The sequence below is a fragment of the Streptomyces sp. PT12 genome (genome assembly GCF_003311645.1).
Lineage (GTDB): Bacteria > Actinomycetota > Actinomycetes > Streptomycetales > Streptomycetaceae > Streptomyces.
The window spans coordinates 1-20323 of sequence record NZ_QEST01000134.1 but is presented as its reverse complement, the minus strand read 5'-3'; the positions used below and the strand labels follow the sequence as shown (position 1 = coordinate 20323).

General features: G+C 67.4%; 17 protein-coding genes and 1 pseudogene. 10 read left to right on the top strand and 8 right to left on the bottom strand.

All coding sequences use genetic code 11. From position 1 onward, the window contains the following. Nucleotides 1–49: 49 nt before the first annotated feature. Nucleotides 50–838, bottom strand: coding sequence for a hypothetical protein (locus DEH69_RS31010; protein ID WP_147255604.1), 789 nt, complete (start codon nucleotides 836–838; stop codon nucleotides 50–52). Between the two features lie 182 nt (nucleotides 839–1020). Between DEH69_RS31010 and DEH69_RS15465 the strand changes: the two are divergent. Continuing rightward, a pseudogene (locus DEH69_RS15465) lies at nucleotides 1021–1296 on the top strand (HAD-IA family hydrolase); the annotation flags it as partial. On the opposite strand, the gene DEH69_RS15460 reads toward DEH69_RS15465, so the two are convergent. Genes DEH69_RS15460 through DEH69_RS15450 form a run of 3 tightly spaced genes read right to left on the bottom strand, consistent with a single transcriptional unit; the run spans nucleotide 1230 to nucleotide 3839 of the window. Beyond that, nucleotides 1230–2129 (bottom strand): FAD-dependent oxidoreductase, encoded by a 900-nt coding sequence (locus DEH69_RS15460; protein ID WP_258534690.1) that lies wholly within the window; start codon nucleotides 2127–2129, stop codon nucleotides 1230–1232. The pseudogene DEH69_RS15465 and the gene DEH69_RS15460 sit on opposite strands and share 67 nt — an antisense overlap. Beyond that, nucleotides 2126–2680, bottom strand: coding sequence for a cysteine hydrolase family protein (locus DEH69_RS15455; protein WP_113687556.1), 555 nt, complete (start codon nucleotides 2678–2680; stop codon nucleotides 2126–2128). Before DEH69_RS15455 ends, DEH69_RS15460 begins: the two co-directional genes overlap by 4 nt. A gap of 22 nt (nucleotides 2681–2702) precedes the next feature. Further along, nucleotides 2703–3839 carry a DNA-binding transcriptional regulator gene (locus DEH69_RS15450; RefSeq protein WP_113687552.1) on the bottom strand — a complete coding sequence of 379 codons (1137 nt, stop codon included), beginning with the start codon at nucleotides 3837–3839 and terminating at the stop codon, nucleotides 2703–2705. A 190-nt stretch (nucleotides 3840–4029) separates the two neighbouring features. On the opposite strand from DEH69_RS15450, the gene DEH69_RS15445 reads away from it, so the two are divergent. From DEH69_RS15445 to DEH69_RS15410, 8 genes are read left to right on the top strand one after another with little or no spacing between them, the layout of a single operon-like run. Further along, nucleotides 4030–4497 carry an NUDIX domain-containing protein gene (locus DEH69_RS15445; RefSeq protein WP_113687551.1) on the top strand — a complete coding sequence of 156 codons (468 nt, stop codon included), beginning with the start codon at nucleotides 4030–4032 and terminating at the stop codon, nucleotides 4495–4497. Nucleotides 4498–4501: 4 nt separating this feature from the next. Continuing rightward, nucleotides 4502–5158 (top strand): hypothetical protein, encoded by a 657-nt coding sequence (locus DEH69_RS15440; RefSeq protein WP_113687550.1) that lies wholly within the window; start codon nucleotides 4502–4504, stop codon nucleotides 5156–5158. Nucleotides 5159–5184: 26 nt separating this feature from the next. After that, the gene (locus tag DEH69_RS15435) at nucleotides 5185–6960 is read left to right on the top strand and encodes a DUF4254 domain-containing protein (RefSeq protein WP_258534689.1); all 1776 of its coding nucleotides are present in this window, start codon (nucleotides 5185–5187) and stop codon (nucleotides 6958–6960) included. A 60-nt stretch (nucleotides 6961–7020) separates the two neighbouring features. Beyond that, on the top strand, nucleotides 7021–7599 hold the full coding sequence (locus tag DEH69_RS15430; protein ID WP_113687549.1) for a phosphoribosyltransferase: 579 nt from the start codon (nucleotides 7021–7023) through the stop codon (nucleotides 7597–7599). A gap of 41 nt (nucleotides 7600–7640) precedes the next feature. Next, on the top strand, nucleotides 7641–8759 hold the full coding sequence (locus tag DEH69_RS15425) for a glycosyltransferase family 9 protein (protein ID WP_258534688.1): 1119 nt from the start codon (nucleotides 7641–7643) through the stop codon (nucleotides 8757–8759). Continuing rightward, nucleotides 8759–9901 carry a hypothetical protein gene (locus DEH69_RS15420; RefSeq protein WP_113687547.1) on the top strand — a complete coding sequence of 381 codons (1143 nt, stop codon included), beginning with the start codon at nucleotides 8759–8761 and terminating at the stop codon, nucleotides 9899–9901. The genes DEH69_RS15425 and DEH69_RS15420 overlap by 1 nt, the downstream gene beginning before the upstream one ends. Continuing rightward, complete coding sequence (locus DEH69_RS15415; RefSeq protein WP_113687546.1) at nucleotides 9886–10647, top strand: SDR family NAD(P)-dependent oxidoreductase; 762 nt, start codon at nucleotides 9886–9888, stop codon at nucleotides 10645–10647. The genes DEH69_RS15420 and DEH69_RS15415 overlap by 16 nt, the downstream gene beginning before the upstream one ends. Continuing rightward, nucleotides 10640–11221, top strand: a complete 582-nt coding sequence (locus DEH69_RS15410) for a histidine phosphatase family protein (protein ID WP_113687545.1) — start codon at nucleotides 10640–10642, stop codon at nucleotides 11219–11221. The genes DEH69_RS15415 and DEH69_RS15410 overlap by 8 nt, the downstream gene beginning before the upstream one ends. A 592-nt stretch (nucleotides 11222–11813) precedes the next feature. Here the strand turns inward: DEH69_RS15410 and DEH69_RS15395 are convergent. The 4 genes from DEH69_RS15395 to DEH69_RS15380 are packed head-to-tail and all read right to left on the bottom strand — an operon-like array spanning nucleotide 11814 to nucleotide 19698. Next, nucleotides 11814–12929, bottom strand: coding sequence for a hypothetical protein (locus tag DEH69_RS15395; protein WP_113687543.1), 1116 nt, complete (start codon nucleotides 12927–12929; stop codon nucleotides 11814–11816). Continuing rightward, nucleotides 12910–17376, bottom strand: a complete 4467-nt coding sequence (locus DEH69_RS15390) for a hypothetical protein (RefSeq protein WP_113687542.1) — start codon at nucleotides 17374–17376, stop codon at nucleotides 12910–12912. Before DEH69_RS15390 ends, DEH69_RS15395 begins: the two co-directional genes overlap by 20 nt. Before the next feature lie 13 nt (nucleotides 17377–17389). Continuing rightward, nucleotides 17390–18205, bottom strand: coding sequence for a hypothetical protein (locus tag DEH69_RS15385; RefSeq protein WP_113687541.1), 816 nt, complete (start codon nucleotides 18203–18205; stop codon nucleotides 17390–17392). Beyond that, nucleotides 18202–19698, bottom strand: a complete 1497-nt coding sequence (locus DEH69_RS15380) for a hypothetical protein (RefSeq protein WP_113687540.1) — start codon at nucleotides 19696–19698, stop codon at nucleotides 18202–18204. The genes DEH69_RS15385 and DEH69_RS15380 overlap by 4 nt, the downstream gene beginning before the upstream one ends. A gap of 151 nt (nucleotides 19699–19849) precedes the next feature. Between DEH69_RS15380 and DEH69_RS15375 the strand changes: the two genes are divergently transcribed. Next, nucleotides 19850–20323, top strand: a 474-nt coding sequence (locus DEH69_RS15375) for a hypothetical protein (protein ID WP_147255602.1), incomplete at its 3' end; no start/stop codon positions are given.

Below are 20323 nucleotides of genomic sequence, written 5' to 3'. Positions count from 1 at the left end.
ACATGCCCAGATCAACCCGCTTCGCGAAGATCATTTCGCTGAGAAAACCTCACTGTCCGTTTGATGAGCCGTAGCCAACCTCGCGCAGCAGACCAATTACCGCACCCTTAAGGGCGCCACTATCATTTTCATCACGCCACTGCACAAAAGAAACCTTATTCCCGCTTTCTCGCGCCCGGAGCAACAATCCCTCCGCGCCTCGCGAGAGTTTCTGATTCGACACCAGAAGGCCGCCCATAACGCTTGCCGCCGCCATTCCGGTCAGCTGATGGACCACCGTTGTCGACACTGGGCCCTGCAGCGTCTTCGATTCAATAAAGATCGCATACCGGTCCGGCGTCACAACGGTAATGTCAGGATGAATGGGACCGTCAAGCCTTCCCTCATTAACCGAGAACTCCGGAAAAAGACGCAAGAGTTCAGCATACATGAGCCGCTCATGAACTCTGGCCGACGTTCGAATAAAGGCGGCATCCCGTGACGCTAGCGGATCGATCGTGCTGAGCGCCTCCAGTGCGCTACGGGCTTCACGAGGGGGCGCTTCTTCTGCCTCCTGAATTACGCGCCTACGTCTGTTCGCGAACCGCATCTGAGTGTCACCATGCCCCAGACTCAAAAGAGGATTACCACTGATGAGCATCAATAGGAATACAATTCCACCTAATACCAATGCTACGGAGCCAGCCTGGTTCTTCGTTACGAAAACAGCAACAGTCCCGGCTCCAGAGAGCGCCAAGCCTGTCACGCCAGCGGCGAACCTTCCCCAACCGGAGAGGGGTTCCCCTTCACCCTCGCTCGGGTCCGGTGTCTCTTCGGGTGGCTGAGTGGAGTCAGACATGCTTACAGCCTATAAGCGCGGCTCCGTGGAGGCGCAGGTAGAGAGTGCAGGATCGCGGATCCACTGGAGCGTGGTAGGCACGCACTCATGCTGGTGCGCTTGGCATCGTTCGTTGTCCTGGTCTTTGTCCAGTGCGTTGACGGACACCGCCGTTCACCGCCGTACGCACCTCGCCCCGTAACGCACACATCGGCGTACGGGAGCGGTTCGATGTCGCGGTGATATCGGAGCGAGCGGGAATCGCCAAGCCGGATCCGGAGATCTACCGGCTGACGTTGGAGCGCATGGGCCTGAGCGGCGAGGAGTGCGTCTTCGTGGACGATCAGGCGGTCAACCTCCCGCCGGCCACCGCGCTGGGCATCACCACCGTGCATGCCGACGGCGACCCCGGCTACGTCGGGCGTCTGGCGGGACTGCTCGGCCTGACGCCGGCACCTGAGACGCCGCGGGCGGCGTAGTAGGCGCACAGGGCGGCTTCGGCGCCCGAACCGCTGGCCGTCATGATCCGCTGGTACTGGGCGGAGCGCAGGTCTCCGGCGACGATCAGGCGCGGGTGCTGGAGGTCGGGCGGGCAGTAGCCGTCCGCGTCCCGGACCGCGCCGGCGGGCGCGGCCGGGGTGCTGCCGATGTTGGTGAAGGCGGCATCACCGCGCAGTCCGCCGGGTTCGGCGGTCAGTGCGCTGGTCAGGGCCAGGCGTGGTGTGGGGAGCAGGGTGACGCGAGGGTCAGCGGCGACTTCTTCCGCCTTGTAGGCGTCGGTGGCGGGGTGGGGGACCAAGAGCGTGATGTCGAGGTCGGGGTGGGCGCGCAGGAACGTCCCCAGGGGGCGGTCGGCGCCGACGATCAACCAGGTGCAGCCCGTGGCCTCGGCCGGGTCGGCTTCCCACAGCGGAGGCAACCGGAGACCGGCCGGGGCTTCGATCCAGTCCGCACCAGGGGGCTGGAGTGGGCCAACACCGGTGGCCAGCACGGCGTGGGGAGCGGTGAGCCGAGTGCCGTCATTCAGCGTGACGGTGACCTCCTCATCGCCCGGGGCGATCGCGGTGACGTCAAGGCCCGTGCGGACCTGGCACAGAGCGTTCGCGGCGAGGTCAGCGGTGATGGCGGTGGCGAGGTCCGGACCCGTGCGGAAGCCGCCGAGCACGTTGTTCAGGGCCGGGATGCTGTACAGCTTCCGGCACAGGACCGCGTCTCGCTCGATCAGGACGGAACGCATGCCGACACCCGCCGCGGTGAGAGCGGCGGCGCAGCCGGCCGGGCCGCCACCGATGATCAGCAGGTCCGGGGTCAACACGGATTCTCCTGGTCGGGGGTCAGAAGGGCGTCGGATGTGATGAGCTGGCCACGGCCGATGAGGCGGCGGGCGACAAGCAGCCCGGCGTCGTGGACAGCAGGTCCGGCGTCACTGGCGCAGGCGTCGGTGACGATCCAGGGCGCGAGACCACGCTCGAACGCGTCGGCGGCGGACTTCAGCACGCAGCTCTCAGTCGCGATCCCGCAGAAGACCAGGTCCGTCCAGCCCTCCTTGACGACCAGTTCTTCCCCCTGTGGGTTGAGGAAGGAGTAGCCCGTCTTGTCGATGACCGGGTGGGCGGCTTCGGCAAGTTCGGCCAGTTCGGGGACCAAGTCGGTTTCCGGTGAGCCCTGCAGGCGGGTCCAGGAGAAAAAACGCTCGTAGGGGCTGTCCGGGTAGTTGTGGTAGCGGGTGAAGACCACGGGTCGGCGCACGGCGATCCACTCGCGCACGAGGTTCACGACGGCCGGGACGACATGCCCGCTGTGTTCGTTCACGAAGCCGTTCTGCACATCGACCACGACGAGCGCTGCGGTCTCCGCCTGGATTCTGGGCACCTTGTCGCGCCGCTCAGACAGTGGTCTCGCGCAGAGCATGCTGCGCTTCCCGCAGCCGTTCGGCCAGCCCGCTGGTCTTCACGATCGCCTCCCGCATCAAACAGTGCTGCGCCGTCTCTTGAGGACGCGCCGTTGTAAGCCGAGAGTACGCGGCACGTAGGAACCGCCAGCCGTACCGGTGCGGCACGGCAGGGTCCCGGCCGTCTTCGATCAGCTTCTGGATGTGGCGGGAGTAGCACCACAGAGTCTGCACGGTCACCTCGCAGGAGACGAGTTCATCGATGGTGAGAGCACGTTCCGGCGCCTGAGCCGCATAGGCCACGCCGGACCAGCCCGCGTACCCGGTGGAGACGCCCCGGACGCCGAAGGGCACCACGTCCGGATGGTCGAACCCCGAGGTGAGCAACGTCTTTTCGACGGACTCGTCCAGGCCGGTCGGCCCGCCCGGCGCTCCCCGGTCCACCAGAACGGACGGCGTCGACAACAGGCGCAGCGCGGTGTGCAGTTCGCGGTCTGCCCAGGGGATGGAGCGGAGCCAGTAGAGGGAGAGCACGTACTCGGGGGGCGGGCGTCGTAGGTCGTTCCCCAGGAGCTCGCACAGCGTCCGGGCGGCCCAGGGCAGGTCCGACGCATAGCTGCGGTAACGCCAAACCGCCAGCTCCGTAAGGGACTCCGGGCGCCGCTCCTGCACGATGTGGAAGAGCGCCGTGCCGCAACCCGCGATATGGAGCGTGCAGGAGCCGGCGTCGGGGTGTTCGACGCGCAGCGACGTCGTCTCCAGCCACGAATCGGCCGACCCCGGCCCATGGTCGGCCATAACCGCCTGCGCGCTGTCGGCACCGATGAACGCCGGGATGAACTTGTGCGAGTCCAGGATCAGTTCGTCAGAAGCCGTCGCCCCAGGGACATCCGCAGGGTCTTCGAACGCGGCGGCGAAGCGAGCCCGCACGTCGTCCGACGAGCGCGCCAGGGCGGTGTCCAGCAAGGCCTGGGACTCGGAGCGGGGCACGTAAGTCTCCGCTCCGGCTTCCCACTTGGACACGGCGCGATCGCTGACGCCCAGATACGACGCGAAGTCCCGCAAGGTCATCCGCAGCGCCTCGCGGAGCAGCCGCGCTTCGCGCCCCGTCCATCGCCGCACCGTCACCATCACCGGTCCCCCTGCCCGATCGCGAGCCGAACCACCCAGCCTATCCGCGCCAGTTCGGCGGCGGTACAGCGTTGGTGCGGCGGCCGGACATCCTCCCGGCGCGCGGCATGACCCATGCTGGACCAGCACGGCGAGAAAGCGGACCCTCACCCGGAGTGAGAGCCCTGCTGAGGCGGCAAGGAGGCCAAGAATGACCGACATCATCAAGCGCAGCGCCCGAGCGATCCTCCTCGACGGGGAGGAACTCGTCCTCATCAAGCGCACCCGCCCCGGACGTGACCCGTACTGGGTGACCGTCGGTGGCGGCGTCGAGGACGACGACGTGAGCGTTGAGGACGCCCTGCGACGGGAGGTCTTCGAGGAGCTCGGTGGAACAGTGGGGAGGGCCGAGCTGGTCCATCTTGTGACCGACCGGTTGGAAGGCGGACTCGGCGTCCAGCACGTCTTCGCCGCCCGCCTGGAATCCATGGACCTGACGGCGCGCACGGGCACGGAGTTCTCCAAGCCGGAGCGCGGGAGTTACGCGGTGGTGCGCATCCCCTTCACCGCGGAGGCCATTCGGAGCATCGAGCTGATGCCCCCGGCTCTGGCGGACTTCGCGGCGGAGAACACCGAGGCGATCCGCTCCGTCCTGGACACCCCGATCCGCAAGGACTGACGACGTGGACGGACTGCCCGAGTACATCAGCCTCAACGGGCCGGACAACGTCGGCAAGACCACCCAGCTTCGTCGGCTCGCCGAGAGGTCGCCGCGCTTCCAGGCATTGGGCTCGGTACACGACCACGACCCCGGGACCTGGCAGCGGGTGGCGGGCGAGGGCTACGCACGGTGGTGGTTCGAGACATCAACGACCACCGAGCTGACGCGCATGCTGATCTCCGGCCACACCAAGCGTGCCGCTGCCAAAGCGGCTGAGCGCACAGGCTTGTTGGACCGTGGCAGACCGATGCTGCTGGCTGTCGCCGCCGCCACATGCGCGCTGAAGGACGACCTGTCCGTACCGGCGGCGCTGGAGCGTGTGACGGCGCTCGCCGAGGAGCCGTCTCCGGACGAGACCTCGGTGCTCCTGCTGCCATCTCTTGACTCGGACCGCAGCTATGCGATCACCAGCGCGCGGGAGAACCGTCCCTGGACCGGTGTGTATCCCGCCTACCAACGTCTCTTGCACCAAGTCCTCCTGCTCCAGAGCGAGCTCGAGATGTACCCCGTGGTCGTCCTGTCTGAGGGTCGGTCGGCCGCCGATGTCCACGCGGAGGTGGCCGGCCACCTTGTCTCCTACCTTCCGTCCTCACCGCACGCGGAAAGGAAGAGTCCGTGAAGCGCCCCGATCACGCGCCTCCGCTGGTGCTCCCGCCCGGCCTTGTGCGATCAATGGCCTCGCTGAGCGAGAAGGATCAGCGACGTCTCGACGACGCCGTCACCAGACTGCACACGGTCAACGGTCGTTTGTGGGACGCCGAGGACCAGGTGCGCGACACCGGCCTCTCCGCGCCACGAGTGGCGGACCTCAAGCGGGAGATCGACCAGCTCAACGCCGAGCGGAACGCCCTGGCCGAACGAGCCGACGACATCCTCGTCGCTCTCGCGCCGACACCGCACCTCAACGCACCCCCGCACACAGAGACGCTGGCCTCCACCATGGACCGCCTCTCGGTACTGACCCTGCGCATCTGGCACAACGAACGCTCCGCGCGGCACGACGACCTGGCCCGCCGACGTACGCCAGTGCTCCTAGGCCAGCGCACCGAGCTGTGCACAGCCATCGACGCCCTGGTGAAAGACGTACGCGCGGGACGCGTACGGCTGCCCTCAGCCGCCCGCCACAAGCTGTACGGCCGTCCCGACGCCGGCACGACGGAAGTCACGCCGAGCCCTCGCCTCGAACGGGTCATCGCCTTCGGCGGATTGAGCGAGTGCGGCAAGAGCACGAGCGCGGCATTCCTCCAGCACACCTGCGGAGCCCAGCGACTCAAGATTGGCTACCTCTTCCGCCAAGCCGCACAGCGTCACGGCCTGGCCGACCCCTACGCGCTCTCCGCCCGCCGCCAGGCCGAACTGCTCCTCGACGAGCTGAACCGCTTCGCCGAAGGGCACGCCGACCAGCGGCTGTTCACCATCGAGTCGGTCCACGACGACGCCTCCATCGCCGAACTCAAGCAGCTCATGGGCGACCGTCTCCGCATCGTGTACCTGGACGCCGACTTTGCCGAGCGGGTACGACGCTCGGGCACGTCGGCTCAGGCCGTGGCCGCGAAGGACGAGATCAAGATGAGCCGGGGAGCCCACCGCGTCGCCGCCTTCGCCGACCACGTCATCGACAACTCCGGCAGCGTCATCGCGCTGCGCGCCCAGCTCCGGCGCATCGCCAGTCCCAGCGGAATTACTGGCTTTCGTACGGTAACGCCCTACGGTCTGGGCCTGTCGGCGGCCGTCGCCGGCGCGACCGCCGACCTTGTCGACACCCTGCGACTGCGCAGCCCCGCAGTCGGTCTTGTCGCCCTCACCGGCAGCCCGGGGGAGCATGCCTGGATCGTCGGCTGGTCCGATCTAGACCTGCTCGTCGTGGCCGCCCCCGAGGCGACCGACGCCGTGACAGCCGCGATCGCCCACTACCGGGAGACCCTGAACAACGCGGCGTCCGTCGGACTCACCCTGGCCACGGCATCCGAACTGAGCGCCAGGCGCGTCACACCACGCGTCGCCTTCGCCCTGTACCAGCTTCAGGAGGGAAGTCCCGTCCTCCACGCCGCCCCTGATCTGGAACTACCCTGCATCAGCCGGCACGACCTGGCCCTCGCCGCAGTCCACGAGCTGCCGCAGGTCATCCTGACCCTGCGCCGCCTGCGCACTGACGCCCAGCCGGACAAGCTCCGGCAGTTGTACAAACACATCGTTCTGGCCTGCCGACTCCTCCTGCGCGAACACGGCGACTGGCTCGCGGGCGCCGACCGGATCCTCGCCGCGTCCGCCACACTGCCCGGCTTCCCGAGACTGGACGTGCCCCCGCTCGCGGAAGTCGCCGCCGCCTGGCGCGAGGACAAGGCGCATGTGGCCCTGCCCTCGATCATCGTGGCGACCGACCGCCTCCTCGCCTGGTACGCGCACGACGTAGCCGCCTGATCCACGCTCCGCCAGGCCCCACCACATTCCCTTCAGCAAACCGCCGACAGGAGCCTCACCATGCCCGAAACCCTGGCCACGCCACCACGGTTCACCGCCCGGATCATCGAACGTCTCAGTGTCGGTCCCTCCAGCCGCCCCGAACGCGTCATCCACTCGCTTGACGGCGTGGAGGAGGCCGTCCGCCCCGCAGCGCTCGCCGCCGCCGGCGGCGAGCTGTGGCAGCGTGCCCGCAGCGAAATGCCCGAACTCCAAGACGGCATCGACTTCCTGCTGGGCCTGGACGCCGGCGGCATCCTGCCCACCGTCTCACTGGCCACAGCCGCTGAGCTGCCGTACAAGATCGCGTGGAAGCTCCACCTTCCCCTGGGCGGCGAGGTGCGCTTCACCGAACCGCATGCCACGCGCACCGACGTCTTCGCCTACGGCATCGCTCCCGGTCAGCGCATCCTGCTCGTCGACGACGAAATCACCACCGGCTGGACGCTCGCCAACCTCACCATCCGGCTCCGCGAAGCGGGAGCCATCCCCGTCGGCGCCGCCTGCCTCGTCGAGGACACCGAGCGCGGCGGTCGAGCCCGCCTCACTGAACTCGGCCTCCCGCTCGTCTCCCTCGCTCACGTCGGAGCCTCACGGTGACCTCCGCAACGCCAACGGCCCACTTCTGTCCCGGAACCCACGTGACGCGCGCGCAGGAGGTGCACCGCACCCCACTGGGCTACGACCGCGCGTCTCTCGCCGTTGGCACCCCGCTGCCCCTCCCCGCATCCAACGCGCTCGTCGAGGGCCTCAGCCACGCCACCACCGTGGAACTGGCCTTCCATGGCAAGCTCGGTGACAGCCTGCTCGCCCTGTCCACCGCCCGAGCCGCATTGGACTGGCTCGCTCGCCGGGTGGACACTTCACCCGTAAGCGTCCACGCCTCGGGCCCCCACGCCGTCCTCGTGCGCCGCACGAGTCTCGTCACCCAAACCGTGCCCTCCACGTCGCCCAAAGGCTTTCGCCTTCTCATAGGCGACCGGGCGGGCATCGCAGCCCGAGGCGCCGAAGCGGCGACCAGCCTGGTGTGTGATCCAGCGGCACCGCCCTGTTGGTCTGCGGACGGTGTCGCCCACACCGCGCTCCCCGACCGCTACTACCTGGCGCTCGAACGCCGCCTCGGCATCCGCCTGCCGCCGGACCCGCCTTTCGCTCCGCAGTTGGTGGCGAGGCCGAACTGGCTGGTGCGGCGCCTCCGGGCGACCGGCTGGCTGGAGGGCGTCACCCTGGCCGCCATCACGGCCACCAGCCGACCCGACATCAAGGACTACACCGCAGAGCGCTACATCGAGGTAACCCGAGTTCTTTCCGAGATGCTCGGCACCCAGGTCCGGCTCTTCCTCATCGGCGGACACCATACGAGCGGGCCCCGCATCACCGCCGCCGACGGAACGGGGCAGCTCCAGACCCTCCGCCTGGAGGGCATCCCGGTCGATGACCTCGCCGACCTGTTCCCCTACTACTCCCTCGTCATGGGAAACGACACCGGCCTCACCCACCTCGCTGCCCTGTCCCGTCGTGAGAACGGCGAGGGACCGCACGTCATCGGCCTGCACGCCCGCCACAGCCACAGCAAGTGGAACACCGGCCTGCCCCACCACCACGCCGTGAGCACCGCCTTCGCCCACCAGATGCACCAAGGCGACCTCTGCCCCGTACGCGACGCCCTCGCCCCCGCCGATGACGACAGCCATCTCGCCGCCGTACCCCCGGCGTGGCTGGCCGGCATCTGCGCCGAACTCCTCTCCGGAGGCTGCTGATGACGCCCTCCGCCGGGCGCTGCTGGTCCATCGGTCCCCTCCGGCGCTTCACCCGCAACCTGCTGCTCCCCGTGAACGCCGCGGGCCGCCAGCTCCTGCTGAAGTACACCCGCCACCCCGCCGAGGCCCGCGAAGAGATCCGAGGTCACCGCCGCGTCTCCGCTCACTACCGCGTCCCCGAGCTCCACGCCCACCTGCGCGTCCCGGGCGGCTACCTCCTGGTCTACGAACGGCTCCCGGCAGCACGCGACCAGGGTCTCTTCCTCGATCTCCTCAACACCGAGCAGTCCACCCCCGACCTCAGGCGCTACCTCAACGACCTCACCAGTCACTACAGACGCGTCATCCTCGACACGGCGCGCCAGGCGAACCCGGCCCACATCATCCGCAAGCTCTACTGGGACCGCGCCGCCCCCAGGGGACGCCTCGACCACTACTACGCGGACGCGGACCCGCTCCTCAGCGACGGGACCACCCACCTGCCCTTGTCCCAACTCGCCCGCCACACCCTGCACATCAACGGCGACGAGCTGCACCTCGACTGGACCGCGACGCTCACCGACCTGAAGCGACACTTCCGCTCCAACGACCCGGTCTGGGCAGCCATCACCCAGGGGGACCCCACCGACGTCAACCTCGCTCACCCCCTCGCCTGGCTGGACCTCGACACAGGCGGCCTGAACAGCATCGCCGGCGAGTTCGCCAACTACCTCTGGTACACCACCGCCCTCGGCTGCTGGCTCGTCCCCACGTACAACCCGGCGGCCTTCGCCGACCACCCCGCCACTTTCGCCCGCCTGCCCTCCAACACCCCGGAACTGCGCCAGGCCCACATCGACGCCGCCCACCGCACAATCACCGTCTCGTACACCCCACGGCTCTCCCCGCCCCGCCGACTCGCGGCAGCCACCTACTGGCACCAGCTCGTCCAGCCCGTCGCCGCACAGCTCTGGCCCGACACGAACCTCGCCGAGGTTCTGCGCCCCTACCTGGCCATGCGCATCCTCGCCGTCTACAACCTCGGCGACCTCGCCCCCGCAGACCGGCTCATCCTCATCTCCCGACTCGCGGAAGTCATGAGCCGCGCCTTCTCCCCGGAATCCTTCTTCCTCACCCCGGAGGCAGCATGCCCGGCCCGCTGACCGGACGGACCGCCCTGATCACCGGCGCGACGGGCGGCATCGGCTCAGCCCTCTCCCGCCGCATCGCCGCACATGGCGCGGCCATCGCACTCACCCACCTCAACGACCACCGGGCCGCCGAAACCCTCACCGCCCACATCACCACCCACGGCGGAACCGCCATCGCCCTCGAAGCGGACCTGCGTGACACCGACGCCGTCGACGATCTCTGCCACCGCGCCACATCCCGCCTCGGCCCGATCGACATTCTGATCAGCAACGCCGGCGCCTACCCACGCGTCCCCTGGCCGACCATGACCCCCACCGACTGGCACGAAGCACTCAACATCAACCTCACAAGCCACTACCTCCTCGCCCGAGCCCTCACCCCCACCATGACCGCCCGAAACCACGGCCGCGTCATCACCATCGGCTCCGTCCTGGCCAGCGCGGGCCGCCACGAACTCGCCGGATACATCAGCTCCAAGGCCGGCCTTGAAGGACTCACCCGCGCCCTGGCCCGAGAACTCGGCCCCTCCGGCATCACCGCCAACTGCGTGGCGCCCGGCTCCATCCAGGTACCCGCCGAGAAGGCCGTCGTCGACGACCCCGTCGCCATGACCAGCCGCCAACTCGCCCGCCAGTGCATCCAGCGTCGCGGAACTCCCGACGACATCGCCGCCGCCGTCGCCTTCCTCGCCGCCGACGACGCCGGGTTCATTACCGGCCAGACCCTGCGCGTGGACGGAGGCTGGATCCTTGGCTGACATCTGGCTCATGCGCCACGCCGCCTACGAAGGCCACCGCCCCGGCTACCACGCCCCACCCAACGCCGCCCTCACCCCCGAGGGCCACGACCAGATCCGCGAAGCCCTCCCCGTCCCCGACGGCATCACGGGCATCATCACCAGCCCACTCCTCCGAGCCCGCCAGACCGCCGAAGCTCTCCACCACCTCACCGGCCTCCCGATCCTCGCCACCACCGACCTCCTGGCCGAATGGCGCGCCCCCACGGCCGTCCAAGGCCACACCCCTCACACCTACCCACCCGGCTACCGGACGTGGCGAACCCACCGAGCCACGCACCCCCACCTCGCCTACGAAGACGGCGAGTCGCTCACCACCCTCCACACCCGCGCCGGCCACTGCGCCGACTATCTACGCGCCCTCACCGAACAGCGCCAAGGCTCCGTCCTCGCCATCTCCCACAAGCTCCTCCTCGGCGTCCTCCTCCGCCTCGCTCAAGGACCCGCGTGCTTCGAGGTCGCCACCCATGCCCCCTGGCCCTTCGCCACGGTCAGATGCCTTTCGCGCCCGAGTCGCGACGGGGCACAACGATGAGCCCCGGCCGTACACTCCGCTTCTTCCTCGCACGCCGAGCCGGCGAGGTACGCCGCCACCTCGCAGCCTCCCTGCTCGCCATCGCACTGTTTATCCTGATTTTTGGCCTCATCGGCTACCCTTTGGCCACCCTCGCCTTCGGAATGACGACTGTCCGCTTGTAGTTACCGAACGACTGGGCCGACTCACCCGTCAGGCCGGACTGACCAGCGCGAGCAAGCTCCGGCCGTCTGGGAGACACACCGAGGCATCCGCGCCATCGTCGTGCGAGCCCCCAACCCGGCAAACTTCGGTACATCCGTCCCGGCGGCACAGGTCGACGGCGAAGTCTTTGCGGCACCCGTGAGCCCCTGCCGGATGGCCAGTTTGGCCGGCCACGATGGACCACGTCGGCCGTTCGGCCCGGTTTCGCCACAGGCGTCGGACTCAGGCACATGAGGTCACGGTCACCGAGCCGCGTTTCTCACGGTCGGCCGCCCAGCCGCCCTTGTCGTCGTGCCGGGCGGCGGACGCGGTCCTCGCCATCGCCGACCAGCCCGACTACCTGAGCCTGTCCCCCCTCGCCTCAGCCCAGAGGTGGGTCCGGACCTGATCAAACGAGGTCGGCGTGCCAAGCCGTGTTCCGGGTCAGGTACTGGTAGCCGACCCACTCCTGTGCCAGGCGCTGACCGGCGACCAAGAGGCCGACCGCCTTCGCCCGGTGCGCCGCAGGCATCCACTCGACCAGAGCACGAGCCTCCCCCGCATCGATGGCCTTCTCCTTCGCACCTCTTGGGCGTCCGAGCGCCAGTAGCGCGCCGTAAAGTTGCTCTGTGGGCTGGACCGTGGGAAGCCCCCGCTCGCTGGCCATCTTGGATGCCGCGCACGGGATGCGGATCCCACTGAGATCGAGGTCGCCGAAGTAGCGGATCTCCGCGATGCGGTGCTTGGCCGCGAGCGTGTTGACCGATGCACGGAATGTGCCGCCAAGCCCCCAGGCGACGTACCCCAGCCGGTGGTTGTCGGGGAGACTATGCACGAGAGACCACCAGGTGGCCGAGTTCTCGACCACGAGCAGGATGTCTCCGCCGCCGACACGTTGGTAGTAGCCGTCCCCGATTTCGGTCAGGAACGTCTCTGTCAGCAGCGGCGGGTGCGTCGTGAACGTACGCAGTGTCGTGTGCAGCCGGTCGGAGTCGCCGAAGATCGGCCCCGAGCGCAGGGTGTCGAAGGTCTTTTCCGGCATGGGAAAATCCGCTTCGCTCCCGTACGTTCCGAAGATCTCAAGAGCCCGCTCCCGGAGCGGCACAGGGAAAAGGTCCGGATCGCTCATCAGCCAATGGTTGACAGCGACGTACGCGGAGCGCTGCTTCGAGGTAGCCGTCGGCCACTGCCGGGCGAGCCGGTAGAGATCGGGGTGCCAATGCGGCATGGGCGGCGCGGGGGGTCGCGGGGGTGCAGTTACGCAGAGCCAGATCTTGAGAGGCAGGGACACTTTGTCCCGGGTGCGTTGTTTCATCTGCTCGATCAGACCTTGCTCTTCGAGTTCGTCCAACAGCCTCGACATGAGCAGGGGTTCGAATTCGCCGTCCGGATTGCGGTTGTTCACCTTTCGGAATGCGATCCAGATGTCGTCCAGCACGACGCGCGTCCTGCGTGCGCCGTTCCAGCCCGCCTCGGTGGCACCGGCTCTCAGGTGCCGGATGAACTCACTCTGCCTGTGCTTCACGGGTGTGTCCGTCCTCCGTCTCTCGCTTGAAGACTCTGGTGGTGGTGACGTTGCCCGTGCCGTCCGGCTCTGCCAACTCGTCGAGCGCCTCCTGGACCCGCTCGGTCACGGTCAGGTACTTGCGCCCTGCCCGGAGATCGGCGTCGTTGCGCAACCTCAGGATGAGAGGGAAGCGTTTCAGAGTGCCGTCGTCGGACAGCCCTGTGGTGTAGATGAGTTGCACGCCCAGTGCCTCGGCGACCTTGCGTTGGAGGGCGAGCAGATAGTCCGCGTTGGCCCGGCCGATCGGGTTGTCGAGGAACAGGACACCGGAGTGCGTGTCCCTCTCCCTCCCCCGGTTGCTCGCCCGCAGGGCGGCCATGGTGCAGTACAGGAGGATGGCCGCCGTAAGGTGCTGCCCGCCGGAGAAAACATCCTTGATCTCGGAGACTTTGATGCGCTCGTTGCGCAACACGGCGTCGGGCTTGAGCATGTCGATCCGGAACCCCCTGGGCACCGCTGCCCTCACACCGGCGAGCAGCAACGACATCCCGTCCCTGCGCACAGACCGACCGTCCGCAGTATGGCCCTTCGCCGCCTCGTCGATGACCTCCCCGATGTGCAGGTGCGCGGTGTCGTCCTGTGCAGGGGTGAAGCGGAAGCGGAGGAATTCCTGAGCGGCCCAGTCGTCCAGGCTCGCCGGCAGCCGCGACATCCGCTGTGCCTGGCGCAACAGGGCCAACGCTTTGTCGACCTGTGCTTTGAGGTTCCGCACGATCAATGTGCGGTGCCGCTCCGTCTGGTCGATCTCCTCGTTCAGGGCGCGCAGGCGCGGCCTGAGAGCGTCGGACCACTCCGTGGCACGGGCCGCCACCGTTTCCCAACCCGCGATACGAATCTGTGTCTGCACGCGAACGTGCAGGTCTTTGAACTCCTCCGCGCCGGCGTGGTGTGTGAGCCTCTCCGTTGCCGTCCGTAGGGTCTGTTCGTCGGTGTGGGCATTCGTTTCGCGTGTCCTACGTTCCTTGGCCAGCCGGGTGGCAAGGTCCTGGGCAGCGTCCGCGTCCCCTTCGTAGGGCGCGATGTCGGCGGTCTCGTCGTCGCCCTCGGCCACGTCCTTGGTGAATCCGTCGGCGATGAACTGGAAGGCTTTGGCCGATGCCTCGGCACCCTCCAGTTGATGTCCGAGCCCGATGTGCACTTCCTGTTGGTCCGCCGCCTTACCAGCGCTCAACGTCTGCTGTCGACTGGCTTCCTCGACGGCCGCGGCGCAGGACTCGATATCGGCCGGGTATTCGGGAAGCTTCACCGGGGTCGTCACGCGACCTTCGGCGGCTGTCAGTTCGTCGGCACAGCGGGACGCGGCCACTGCCGCCTTGCGTGCAACGGTCTCGGCTTCCCGCACCGCCTGGTCCGCGCTCTCCAGAGCCGTCGCCCGTGCCGCTTCGTCGGAGCCCTCGGGGCTCTTCAGTAGTGCGGCCGCCCTGCCGCGGAGTTCCTCGGAGAGCTTGTAGTAGCCCTGCTTCGCTTTGGCGGCCCGTTCGTTGGCTCGCTCACGCTCTTCCAACAGGTCGCTCCCGACCTGAACACGGAGATAGCGTGCCGCGGCCTGGTCGTAGGTGCTCCGCAGCAAGGCTGTGGAGAGTTCGGGAACGGGATCGGAACGGCGCACGTCCTCGCTCCCGGGCAGTTTGGCCCGTTCGTCGTTGACGAAACGCACGGTGCGTTGGTACTCGTCGGCTCTGCGTTGATGCTCTGTGACGAGCTTCTGCAGCTCGGTGACCTCATCCTCCGCCTTCCCGGCGGCTTCCTGGCGCTCCCGCATCCTCTCCTTCTCTGACGAAGCCTGCTCCATCCATTCCGGCAGGTGGCCGTTACGGTCGGCGAGTTCTTTGAGACGTTCGAGCCGTTTGGCGAGCGAGTCCCGAGTCTCACGCAGAGGCGGCAGCTCCTCCTTGATTTTCTGCCGCCGCTCCTGGAGCGTCTCAAGCACTTCCTCGCGTTCGGTCACCCTCGCATCGGCGGCTGTGAGCTCGCGCACCACGCCAGCGTGTTTTTCCGTCAGCGCGGGAATGCTGCCTTCGGGGTAGCGCGTCCGCCAGTCCGTGAGAGCGTAGGTCAGGTTGCCGTCCTCCTCGATGCGGGCCGACAGCTCTTCGCCCCGGGCGCTGCGTACGGCGTGCCGGGCGTCGATCGCCTCGTGCTCGGCGGCCGCCGCGTCCACGTCGTAAAGGGCGGGGTGGGGCGGGATCACCACCTCGACGCCGTCCGTCAGTTCGGCCTCGGGGTCGGTGAAGGTCCTGGTTGTCGCAACCGACACGAAGACAGTCGGTTGGGGACGCAGTGCCGTGAGTACGTCCCGAGCCCGGTCGATGTCGTCAGGATCGTGGAGGAGGATACCCGCGGCCAGATGCGGCAGTCGCTCCACGATGTCTCGTCGCCGGTCAGTATCGGGGATGGCTGCGAGGTAGCGCCATCCCGGGACCGCGACCACTTTGGCGTCCTCAAGAGCCTTACAGGCGTCGGAGACCACTTGGGCGGGCGGCAGGAGGTCGCCCGCAGCCAAGGCGAGGCGTGCCTGTTCGTCGATGGACTCGGCGACCCGCAGCTCGGTCCGTTCGCGTTCGGCCTCACGGCGTGCGGTGTTCAATGCCTCCAGGAGCGAGGCGACATCGCGTTCGAGGTCGATGTCCAGCACGTCGAGGAGCGCCACGAGCCGGGGGTTCGTCTCCCAGCGCGCTGTTTGTGTCCGGGCCTCGTCCAGGCGGACGGAGAGCTGTTCACGACGCCCACGCAGGTCGCCCGCCTCCGACTCGGCCTTCCGCAACTCGTCCTGCGCGAGGGCCTCTCGGTCTGCGAGTTCCGACCATTCTCGTTCCAGGTCTGTGACGCGCTGGGCTGTGTTGTCGCGTTCTTCCTGAACGGTCTCCATGGTCCGGGGCAGCGCGGCAGCGTCGTGCAGCAGACCGTCGGCGACAGCAGCCTCGACGTCCTCACGCAGACGCGTGATCAGCTGATCGAATCTGGCGGCCTCGCCTTCGGCCTTCGTAGCGTCCCGGTGCGCCGCGCGGGCACGCTCTTGTGCCGCGCTCTTCTCCTTCTCCCGCACCGAGACCTGCTTCAGCTCGTCGGAGGCGGTCTGGGCAGCCTCGTCAGCCGTCGCCCACAGGCTGCGCGCCAGGCGGCGGGCCGCGACGTCGCGCTCTTCCAGTGCGGGACGCGCCTTCTCCTCCTCGGCGCCGATGAGATCGGTCAACGCCTTGACCTGGGCGATACTGTCGTCGTACTCATGCACGGTCGAAGTTTCTCGCCACGCTTCAACAAGGGCCCGCGCCCGGGACAGTGCCTTCTCCCTCGCCGTCAGCTCCCGCTGAGCCCCCTGGTACTTCAAGTCGGCTAAGTGACGCCTCAGTTCAGCGACGATAGCCTTGGCACGTTCGGCGGCACGAGTCAGCTCATCAAGTTCCTCTTGCGACTTGACTAGCTTTGCTCGCCGCCCAAGCACTGCGTCATGCTCGTTTCGCGCACGTACTCGAAGCCGTCCGCCCAGTTCCGCGACGTCACGAGCGGCCTGCTCCGCTCGACGCCGCGACTGCCGGGCAGTTCCAGCCTGTTGAGCGATCGGACCCAGGAGATCGAGCGCGCCTGCGACGAACTCCCGCTCAGTGAGAAGCAACCCACGGCCGGCGAGCCGCTCCACATGTTCGGTGACCAGCGCCGCCAGAGCGTCCATCTCATCGGACTTGACGATCGCCCGCAGCAGGAAATCGACGAACTTCACGTCCGAATCAAGCTTGAGCCAGTTCGCCGCTTCACCTTCGTCGACATTCATCTCCCGCTGATAGCGGAAGAGTTCGGGGTCGAGCTCGAGCAGCTGCAGCCGATTCGTCCAGTCGCCCTGATGCCGTGTCCAGTACAGGGCCAGGCTCTGGTCGGCCGCGTACGCCTCCTGGAGCTCGTCCCGGTATGTATCCAGGGTGCACGACTTCGTGCCGACCGCCATAGGGAGGGTGCCAAGGTTGATCTCGTCACTCGGCCGCAGGCAGTACCAGCGTTCGCGCAGGTTGTCGGAGACTTCGGAGGCGACTTGGTTACGCCACGCCAGCACCTTGCCGGTGAGCAGCAGTTCACCGGTGAGCGGGTTCATCCACTCCAGAACGATGTGGGAGACGTCCTTTGGCATGACGAATTTCTCCACGACGCGCGTATTGGTCGTGCCCACGGTGTGACGACGTCCGGGAAGGACGACGGAGAAGACGAGCTTGAGCAGAACAGACTTGCCACCCCCGTTCTCCAGCAGAATCAGGCTGGCGGGCGAGGGCCGGTGGGTCGTGGCGGCGGTGTCGAAGAGGGCTCCTTGCTCAGCGCCTACTGGGCGTCCCGCGCCACTGAGGTCCAGAGTGACGTCGTGGAAGCGGGCACCGGCCGGTCCGACTGTTCTCAACCGGACACGGGACAGCTCGTACATGGATACGGTTCTCCTAGTCGTACAGCGTCTCGGCACTGGTGGTGCGGAGCGTCCCGGTCCCAGTGGTGGGAGGCAGCACCCCAAGTTCAGCTAGTTCCCCGTAGGCGCGTGTACTGGCGAGTTCACGCACATGAACCTGGTAGCGGTGGGTGGCGAGGAAGATCTTCTCCCCGTCCTCGGAGTCGGCTTTGCCCTGGTAGAACATTCCACGGTCGACAAGGTGCGCGAGAGCCCGGCCAATGAGGGTGCGGGTGGCTGATGCCCCTGATCGTCCGGCTTTGGTGGGGGCGACTTCGGGCCGACGCTCGTACGCCCGCCAGGCTCTCTCCAATTCCAGGGCATCGGCCGGTGGATCCTGCGACTCCTCGCTCTCGGCGACGCGTTCCGCCAGCACCCGGCACACCGATCGCACGAGCCTGTCGATGGACGACACCCGGACCTTGCCCTGATAGCCGTCATCGGCCAAGTCCTCGGGCCGGGGGAAGGCCAGGGCCGCGACAGCCAGGTGCGTGATGCCATACATAATGCGTTCGGCCTCACGGCTCTCCCGCATCCGCACCTGCCGGGCGTACTGGTCCATCCGAGTCTCGAAGGCCGATCCCGGCAACGCGGTGTGCACCATGCCGGCACGCGTGTTGACCGCGATGACCCTCAGCCCCATCCCCGCCGCGTACCGGGTGACGAGCGTCTCGAAGTCCGGATCCTCGGCGTAGCGCTTCACGAGTGCCGCGTAGGCACTGTCGCGCACGGGTCGGACCTTGGGTCTGAAGCCGTAGCCGATGAGCCTGCCCGCGGCCTCCGCGTCGTCGGCGATGGTCTCGATGTTCATGATCGTCCGCTGTTCTTCTCCAGACGGTCGGCGTCCAGAGCCGCTCGATCAAACGCCGCAGACGTCAACAACAGGTCGTCGCCCTCGAACCCTTGACTGTCCAAGGGAGCCCCTGCCGATACGGCGAGCAGGACGCGGTCGGCTCCCTCACTCAACGCCGCCCCCAGTTGCGGGCTGAAAGCCCGCAACGCCAACAAGACCAGTAGGTCGGGAAGCTCCGGATCGAGAGCGGCGGCTTCCTCCAGCAACACGGACAGCGGCCGCGCCTTGTCGGCCAGATCGAGCAGGGACTCAGCCACGCGCTGCTGCTCGTCGGTGTACCCGCGCACTTCCACGACCGGGACGAGCTCCGGCTCCTCCTCCTCGCCTGTGAACCGGGCTCGTTCGGGTGACGGAGCGAGCAACGCGGGAACCAGCGTGGCCAAACAGAACTGGTCGTCCCCTGTCGGCCCCACGGACTGCTCGTAGAAGGACCGCACTGGGCGGGAGGCATCGACCAGCGTGAGCCCGAGAACCGGTTGAAGGAGGTCGCCGTACACGTCCACCGGAGCTCTGCGGGCGGTGCCGGAGAACTGTTGACGGTCCTGTTCGTCGAGGAAGAGCGTGCGAGCGCCGCGCAAACGGGTCTGCAGCCGGGTGTGCCGACGAATGCAGTCCTCCACGATGTCGACGAGGTCGGCGGCCTGTCTCCTACGGACCGGGTCCTCGGACTGATCACGCTCGGTGGAAACGGACCGAGAGATCGCGGACTCTGCCTCAAGACGGTGGTCGACGTGGTCAAGAGCCTCGTTGAGGAGGTCCGGTATCTCGTCCGTCCAGTCGACCGTCGACACATTCCGGCTCGTGGCATCGAGGTGGGCCCGGATGATCTCCGCGTACTGAATGGTGCGGATACGGGCCTGCTCGGCTACGGCCTTCGCGTCGGCCAACCGCCCCCTGCCGATCAGGTTGCGCAACCTCACTTCGGCGGCGATCTGAGCCGATTCCACATCTGTGTCCAACGCACCGACCAGCACGTTCAACGCCTCGTTGGAAGCACGCAGATACAGGTCCCCGTTGCTGTCCGAACGCTCTTCAATCAGCTTGAAGTCCCACTTCCTCAACGCGTATGCGCCCGCACCGTCCGCTTCTCCGTAAAAGCGGCGGAAGCCTCTCCCCGTCTCCCGAACGTTGATCAGGGAGTCGAGCACCCATCCGGCGACCCGTATGTGCTCATCGGCCGGGCGCTCAGGCGCCTGCCAGCCGACAAAACCCCCGGCCCTGAGCAGAACCTGTTCGTGATTCGCTCCTGTGTCGTAGTCCATCGCAATGGCCACGTGATCGATGATCTGCAAAGCCACCTCTGCCATCTGGTACTGAGCACCGTCCAGCCATGGCAGTTTCGCCTTGCGCATGTCGAGGTCATGCAAGGGCGCCGTGCAGGCCAGGGCCTTGAGCCTGCGCGTGAGCCCTTCGTCGGCCCATACCTTCCGATCGCCCCTGTGATCGTTCATGGCGTTACTAGACATCCTCGAAGCCGCGGATGCCACCTGATCCACACGGGATGGCGAGAATCGCGGAGGTGCCCCTCGCTCACGACCCGGCAGTAACTTCTGACCCTATGGGATCATTCACTGCGGATTTCCTCACCACGAGCCCTCATACTTGCCCATCACCACCCAGAGGACGCCTCAGCATATTGACCGAATCACGACCTATCGGGAACTCGCCGCCCGTAACAACCTCGCCCTCTCCCTCAGTGACGCCGGGCGGCACCAGGAGGCCCTCGAACTGCGCCACCACTCGGCCACCACCAACCTTCCCTGCCCGCTGACCGCGGCGCAGGTAGCCGACGTGCTGCTTGCGGATCGCGGCAACGTGGCCCGGATGATCACGGGAACGCCGGCCACAGGGGTAGAGCGGGTGGCGGGCGCTCTCTCCGAAGTCGCGAGGAACAGCGGCTGGCACGTGCCGCCGATCCGCAAGCGGCAGGACTTCGAACGCCAGCCAGCCCTCGGCGATCCCGGTGTCAAGAGGGTGGTTATGTTGGACCTGACGATGAAGTCACCCGAAGACGGGACGTGCCTAGCCTCGATCTTTCGTGGTGGGCCGCTGACGGAGTCGGGGCCCGTTCTGTTG